The organism is Bordetella trematum (genome assembly GCF_900078335.1).
Taxonomy (GTDB): domain Bacteria; phylum Pseudomonadota; class Gammaproteobacteria; order Burkholderiales; family Burkholderiaceae_B; genus Bordetella; species Bordetella trematum.
In genome coordinates this window covers 298,064-304,917 of record NZ_FKBR01000009.1, presented here as the reverse complement: position 1 = coordinate 304,917, position 6,854 = coordinate 298,064, and the positions used below count along the sequence as shown (strand labels likewise).

Sequence of the window (6,854 nt, the reverse complement as noted above, 5' to 3'; positions counted from 1 at the left end):
GGTCAACTCTACGCCGAGCCCACTGCCGCCCTGGCAAGCGCCCCTGTAGCCGGGGAGGCGCAGTCGTCGGTCAGATCGCTGCAGCGATACGGCTTTGGCTATGCCGACGATGGGAACGGCGGCCGGTACTTGAGTTCGCTCAAGCGCGACGATGGCGCGTTCCTCCTGCGCGATGACGTGATTGCCGCCCTGGCAAGTGGGCCTGCCGCTCAACCGCCGCAGGACTCTGGTGTCGAAATGGTGTCGATGGGTGGCACCGCGCCGGCCGTGCCGCGCTGGTTGTTGGATGCAGCCCAACGAATCCAGACATACATGGACGCGCACTCGCCGGGGGCATGGGCCGTTGGAGGAATTCAGAAGCGGAAAACCCATGCCGCAGACGGGCGGGATGCGAAGGACGCGGTGGTTGCATCCATCCAGGCGGCTATCGACGGGATGAGGTTCGATTATTTCAACGCAACGCCCCGTCAGATGGAATTCATCAAAGCGGGCGCACGTCTGGTTATCGAGGCAGTAAACGCCGCCATTGCCGCCCAGCAGGGCGAAGGGGGTGCGTGATGGGCATCAAAACCACCACAACTACGGTTTACGAGTGCGATGTGTGCAGGTCTGAGGTGCCGGAATTGTCGATCTTCGGAGTCCACAAGGACACCTTGTGGAGCGACCGCGATGTAACGGCGACCCTGACACTCTCGATGCGCCTGGATATCTCCTATGTGACGGACAGGGGCGTCATCTGCAACGCTTGCGCAGCCAAACACCTGCGCGCGGTTGCAGACGCTATCGACTTCGTCGCCCAGCAGCACAAGGGGGAAGCGTGATGGATACGGCAATTCTCGACCCTTGCTGCGGCGGCCGCATGATGTGGTTCGACCGCCAGGACCAACGCGCCCTGTTCGGCGATATCCGCAGCGAAGAGCACACCCTGTGCGACGGCCGTGCATTCAACATCACGCCCGACCTGAACATGGATTTCCGGGCCATCCCGTTCGCAGACGACACATTTTCCCTGGTCGTGTTCGACCCGCCCCATCTTCGGCGTGCGGGCATGGATTCCTGGCTGCGCGCCAAGTACGGCATCTTGACCGAGGACTGGCGCGAGGACCTGCGGCGAGGCCTCGCTGAGTGCTTCCGCGTCCTGCGCCCCGAAGGCGTACTGATCTTCAAGTGGGCAGAGGTGCAAATCCCGGTTAGCCAGATCCTTGCCCTGACCGATCACCGGCCGCTGTTCGGCCACAAGTCGGGCAAGCGCGAGAAAACGCACTGGCTGACGTTCATGAAGCCAGCCGCCCCATCCAGCCAGGGCGAAGGAGGGGCAGCATGAAAAATAGCGTCGATATCCTTAACGAGTTCACGAAGGAAGAACTCATCGCCTTCGTGCGCGAAAAGGGACTCTTTCTGCGCATCAGCCGCCGAGACCTGCTTTTCATCCGCTGGAGGATTGCCAGCGAGAAGCTGTTGGCCGACTACGATGCGGAGTTTTCCCGCTGGGAAGCCGGTAAGCCCGACTTCGCGAAGCGCGACGCACTGGCCGCCCAGTGCAACGCGACCACCGACCACCAAGAAAAGCTCCGGCTGCTACTCGAGATCGAACCATACGACAAAGCCCTGCACGATCACCTGGCACGCATCAGGAAGTTGGACGCCCGACAGAAGGCCGTGGACCGCATGTATCGCGACATCGAAAGGGCTGCCGCATGACCCCCAACACCAGCAGCACGACAAACCCCATTGCCGAGGCCATCCAGCTACTCACCGAAGAGGCCTCTGGGCTGCGCGATTGCCACACCCTGGCGCCCGGCGACTGGACCGGCGAGCCGGAAGCAAAAGCCCACTATGCCCGAATCATGGCCGTGGTGAGCGGGCTGGAAAAGCTGCAACCAGAATGACTCATATATGAGTCACAAATCCACTTTTTGCTGGGCTTATAGACCACCGAAATGACCGAAGCCATCCAGCAGATGCTGGACACCACACGTAACGCATGGAGGCCCGCCTAGCGCGGGCCGTTCTTTGGAGAGGCGATATGTCAGTTCGCTATCTGACGATCCGCAAGTTCTCATTGGAGACTGGCTATACTGAAGACGGCATAAGGACAAAAATAAGGGACGGAATTTGGGGCGAAGGATCTGTCTGGGTCAAAGCGCCAGACGGCCGGGTTCTCATCGACACCGAGGGCTATAACGAATGGGCAAGCAGTACGATGGCGTTCGGCCAGCTTCCGAGTCGTCGATCGAAATCGACTTCTACTATGCGAACCAGCGGTGCCGGGAACGCATCAAGCTCCAGCCCACCCCCGCTAACCTAAAGCGGGCGGCAAACCATCGCGCTGCGATTCTCGACGCGATCGCGCGCGGCACCTTCAGCTATGCAACAACTTTCCCAGAGAGCAAGAACGCGGCCAAATTCAGCCCGAAGACCCTGGGCAGAACGGTTCAGGCCTATCTTGAGAGCTGGGTAGACGGAAAGGCCAAAACCATCAAGGCCAGTACAGCAGACGGCTATCGCAAAGTAGTCAACGGCCGTCTTGTACCGTCACTCGGCAAGCACGAGCTTGCAGATCTGCGGCGCGCCCACGTTCGCGAAATGTGCGAAGGGATGGACGTGACGAATAAACGCATTGCGAATGTCCTGTCCGTCCTGCGCACGGCGTTGGACGAAGCCGTGACGGACGAATTGATAGAGGCCAACCCCATTGCCGGCTGGACCTACGCGAAGAACGAGGCCCCTAAAGAAGAGGACGATGTAGACCCGTTCACGGCTGCGGAACAGGCGGAAATTCTCAAAGCGCTCGATGGACAGGGTCGGAACTTCGTCCAGTTCGCCTTGTGGACAGGTCTTCGAACGTCCGAAATGGTGGGCTTGCGGTGGGAAGATGTCGACCTGGTCCGTGGGGAAGTTCGGATTCGGCGTGCAACGACCCAGGCGGCCAAAGGAGCCGCCGAAGCCCCGAAGACCAGCAGCAGCAAGCGCATGGTAAAGCTGCTCGGACCAGCCCGTGACGCCCTGGAAGCGCAAAAGGCGTTTACCCTGCTGGCGAACGCCCACGTTTTTCATAACCCACGCACAGACGCGCCGTGGGAGGGAGACCAGCCGATCCGCAAGACCTTATGGCAGCCCGCTCTGAAACGCGCCAAGGTCCGTTACCGCGTGCCATACCAGACACGACATACCTACGCATCCATGATGCTGTCTGCTGGCGAGCATCCTATGTGGGTCGCAAGCCAGATGGGCCACGCAGACTGGGGCATGATCCGCCGCGTGTACGGCCGCTGGATGCCTGACGCCGCCCCCGACGCAGGGTCCAAGGCTGAGGCCCTGTACGGGACATCGAACGGTCAGCATTTGGTCAACATTACCTCCAAGAGCCGCATAAACACTGGCTAGCCCGGGGGTTCAATTCCCCCCGGCTCCACCAGATTCCAAAGCACTGAAAAGGCCAACCTTTACCGGTTGGCCTTTTTTTATCTGTTTTCCTGCCCGCCACGACGACAGACGGGCCAAGCCGGTTCAGTCCATCGAAGCGCCGGAAATCTTCACGGCCTGCTCCCAGGTGTCGATTTCCTTCAACAGGCGGGCCTGGGCATCCTTGGCGCTGCCGCCGGTGATCATCATTCCCTGCTTGGTCAGGAAGTCCACCACCTCAGGGTCTTTCAGGGTGTCATTGATGGCCTGATTCAATGTCTCGACCACGGCATCAGGCGTGGCGCCCGGGGCGGCGATCGAAAACCAGGACGTGACGTTGTAGTCGGGAAAGCCGCTTTCGCTCAGGGTCGGCACATCGGGCACGCGCGGATGCCGCTGGGTGCCGGTATGGGCCAGCGGGCGAAGCTTGCCAGCCTCGACCTGGGTCATGATCAGATAGAGCGTATCGAAGGCAAAGGTCGTGCGGCCGGCAGCCAGATCCATCACGGCCGGGTTGCTGCCCCGATAGGGCACATGGGCGGCCTTGCCACCGATGGGCTTGAGAAACAGCTCCGTGGCCAGATGCGGCGAGCCGCCCACGCCGGACGAGCCATAAGTGAGCTCCTTCTTGCCCGACTTGATCGCCTCGACGAGCTGCTGGACGGTCTTGTACTCGCTGTCGGCCGGCACGGCGAGCATCAGAGGCATTTCGGCCATGTAGGCCACGGTACGGAAATCCTTGCGGGTGTTGTAAGGGATGTTCTTGTAGAGCGAAGCGTTGATGGCGTGCGGGGTGGCCGCAAGCAGCAAAGTATGGCCATCGGGCTCGGCGCGCGCCACATGCTGCGAGCCGATGAGCGTGCCGCCGCCGCCCTTGTTGTCGACCACGACCGGCACGCCCAGACGCTTGGACATACCCTTGGCCATGATGCGACCCATCAGGTCCGACGTCCCTCCGGGCGGGAAGGGCACCACGATGGTGATCGGCTTGCCCTGCAGCCCCTGCGCCGACGCCACTCCCGGTAACGCCTGCATCCCCACTGCAACGGCCAACCCAGCTAACAGCAAATTCTGAAGCTTCATCTTCCCGTCTCCTTTGTTCTAAATAATGGAACGATGTTCCACCAAATTTATGATATGGGAGGCTGGCAAACCGGGTCAACAAAGTGTTTCCCCTAATAAATCGTCAGGTTATAAGGATAAGGGGAAATATGCGGTTGACGGCATCCCGAATAGCAGTTTTAAATACATCCCATGCTGTTCTAAATTCTGGAATCATGTTTTAAATTTGGAGACACCAAGATGACTGAACAAGCCTGCCCGGCCGACGTGCCCGCCCTCTCCGAGGGGCCGGCTCCCTGGCTGGACATACGCTCGGTGGCCGTGATCGGCGCCTCGGAAGACCAGAGTAAATTCGGCGGACGCTTGTTCAAGAATCTGCTGCGCCACGGATTCGGCGGCGATGTGTACCCGATCAACGCCGGCCGCCAGGAACTGTTCGGCATCAAGACCTATCCGGATCTGCACGCCCTGCCCGCCGCGCCCGACGCCTTCGTGCTGGCGCTGCCCAGCCACCTCGTGCGCGACCAGGTGATCGCGGCCGCCCAGCGCGGCACCCGCCTGGGCATCATCATTTCGGCGGGGTTCTCGGATGTCGACGAGGCCGGCCAGGCGCAAGAGCGCGAGCTCGTGGACATCGCAAGACGCCACGGCATGCGTCTGGTGGGCCCGAATTGCCTGGGCCTCATCAGCGTCGACAAGGGGCTGGTGCTGTGCTCGTCGCCGATCCTGGAGCGCAGCAGCCTGCCGCAGCGCCCCGTGGGCTTCGTGAGCCAGAGCGGCGCATTGATGACGACCGCCTTCGACAAGGCCTGGAGCATGGGCGGCGGGTTCAGCCATGGTTTTTCGGTCGGCAACCAGGCGGACCTGGAGGTCTGCGATTTCATCGAGTTCATGGTGGCCGACCGCAGCACCAAGGTCATCTGCGCCTATATCGAAGGCTTGAAGGACGCCACACGCTTTCTGGCTTGCGCCCGCGCCGCGCGCGACGCAGGCAAGCCCTTGCTGATCGTCAAGGCGGGCCGCTCCCAGGCCGGCCAGCAGGCCGCCTTCTCGCATACGGCCAGTATCGCCGGCGATGCGGCCGTGTTCGAGGCGGCCTGCCGCGAGCAGGGCGCGCTGGTGCTCGGCGACCTGAACACCATGCTGCTGACCGCCAACTATCTGGCGACGCAGCCGGCACGCACTCTGCGTCATCTGGTCATCGTGTCGCCCTCGGGCGGTGGTGGGGCGCTGGCCGCCGACATCGCGTCCGAAGCCGGACTGGAACTGGCCGAGTTCGGCGAGCCCACGCGCAGCCTGCTGAGCCAGTGCTACCCGCCACGTCAGATCAAGAATCCGCTGGATTTCGGCGCCCGCACGGCTGGCGACGAGCGCGCCGGCGCGCAGTTGACCTGCCAGGCGGTGCAGCAGGACCCTGCTGTCGATGCGGTGCTGGGCGTGACGGCCATGGCGCCGATTCCCTGGCAGATGCAGCTGATCGAGGCCCTGGCCGAGCAGGGCCGCCAGCACCGCAAGCCCGTCATCGTGGCCGTCGATGCCGGGCAGACCTCCGACCCGGTGCGCCAACGTCTGGCCGAACTGGGACTGCCATATGCCAACTCGACCGCCGACGCCGTCCAGGCGCTGCGCCACGCCCGGCAATGGCAGGCCATGCAACCCGTGGCCGCGCAGCCGCGCCCGCCCGAGTGCCCGCGCAACCCCTTGTCTTTCGGCCCCGGGCAATACAGCGAACATGACACCAAGGCCATGCTGGCCGCCTACGGCGTCACGGCCAATGAAGGCCGCATCGCCCGGACTGCCGAGGACGCCGCCGCCATTGCCCGGCAACTGGGCTATCCGGTGGTGCTGAAGATCGTTTCGGCCGACATCGTGCACAAATCCGATGTCGGCGGCGTCGTGACCGGCCTGGCATCGGAGGAGGAAGTCCGCAAGGCTCACGACCAGATGCTGCAGAACGTGGCGCTGCGCCGGCCCGGCGCCCGCATCGACGGGGTGCTGGTGCAACGCATGGTGCACGGCCATGTGGAGCTGATCGTGGGTGGTCGCCGCGATGCCACCTTCGGCCCGGTGATCGTGGTAGGCGCAGGCGGCACCCTGGTGGAACTGCTGCCGGAACGTTTTCTGGCCACGGCCCCGGTCACGCGTCAGGCCGTGCTGCAAGGCCTGCAGTCCCTGACGCTGTGGCCGGTGCTGCAAGGCTATCGCGGCAAGGCCGTCGCCCTGGACGCCGTGGTCGAATCCATCGTGCGCCTGAGCTGGATGATGCACGACCTGGGCAAGCACGATTTCGAGATCGACATCAACCCCTTGCTGGTGAACGCCGACGAAGCCTGCGCCGTCGACGCCCGCCTGCTGATTCGCTGAGCGGCCCCGCAAGCCGCCCTGCC

At 62.9% G+C, this 6,854-nt stretch carries 8 protein-coding genes; 7 read left to right on the top strand and 1 reads right to left on the bottom strand.

Annotated elements, in window-relative coordinates; translation table 11 throughout:
* From A7V84_RS04130 to A7V84_RS04105, 6 genes are all read left to right on the top strand, one after another.
* A partial coding sequence (locus A7V84_RS04130) for a hypothetical protein (RefSeq protein WP_204246492.1) occupies window positions 1-558 on the top strand: 558 nt, incomplete at its 5' end.
* Window positions 558-821 (top strand): hypothetical protein, encoded by a 264-nt coding sequence (locus tag A7V84_RS04125; protein ID WP_063492448.1) that lies wholly within the window; start codon window positions 558-560, stop codon window positions 819-821. The genes A7V84_RS04130 and A7V84_RS04125, both read left to right, overlap by 1 nt.
* Window positions 821-1,324: a class I SAM-dependent methyltransferase gene (locus A7V84_RS04120; protein WP_063492449.1), complete on the top strand. Its 504-nt coding sequence runs from the start codon at window positions 821-823 to the stop codon at window positions 1,322-1,324. The genes A7V84_RS04125 and A7V84_RS04120 overlap by 1 nt, the downstream gene beginning before the upstream one ends.
* The gene (locus A7V84_RS04115; RefSeq protein ID WP_063492450.1) at window positions 1,321-1,701 is read left to right on the top strand and encodes a hypothetical protein; all 381 of its coding nucleotides are present in this window, start codon (window positions 1,321-1,323) and stop codon (window positions 1,699-1,701) included. The genes A7V84_RS04120 and A7V84_RS04115 overlap by 4 nt, the downstream gene beginning before the upstream one ends.
* The gene (locus A7V84_RS04110; RefSeq protein ID WP_063492451.1) at window positions 1,698-1,889 is read left to right on the top strand and encodes a hypothetical protein; all 192 of its coding nucleotides are present in this window, start codon (window positions 1,698-1,700) and stop codon (window positions 1,887-1,889) included. Before A7V84_RS04115 ends, A7V84_RS04110 begins: the two co-directional genes overlap by 4 nt.
* Window positions 1,890-2,187: 298 nt before the next feature.
* Window positions 2,188-3,387, top strand: a complete 1,200-nt coding sequence (locus A7V84_RS04105; RefSeq protein WP_063492452.1) for a tyrosine-type recombinase/integrase — start codon at window positions 2,188-2,190, stop codon at window positions 3,385-3,387.
* A gap of 123 nt (window positions 3,388-3,510) precedes the next feature.
* Here the strand turns inward: A7V84_RS04105 and A7V84_RS04100 are convergent, their stop codons facing one another.
* The gene (locus tag A7V84_RS04100; RefSeq protein ID WP_025512426.1) at window positions 3,511-4,488 is read right to left on the bottom strand and encodes a Bug family tripartite tricarboxylate transporter substrate binding protein; all 978 of its coding nucleotides are present in this window, start codon (window positions 4,486-4,488) and stop codon (window positions 3,511-3,513) included.
* Between the two features lie 219 nt (window positions 4,489-4,707).
* Here A7V84_RS04100 and A7V84_RS04095 point away from each other — a divergent pair, with 219 nt between their 5' ends.
* Complete coding sequence (locus A7V84_RS04095) at window positions 4,708-6,831, top strand: acetate--CoA ligase family protein (protein WP_063492453.1); 2,124 nt, start codon at window positions 4,708-4,710, stop codon at window positions 6,829-6,831.
* Window positions 6,832-6,854: the final 23 nt, after the last annotated feature.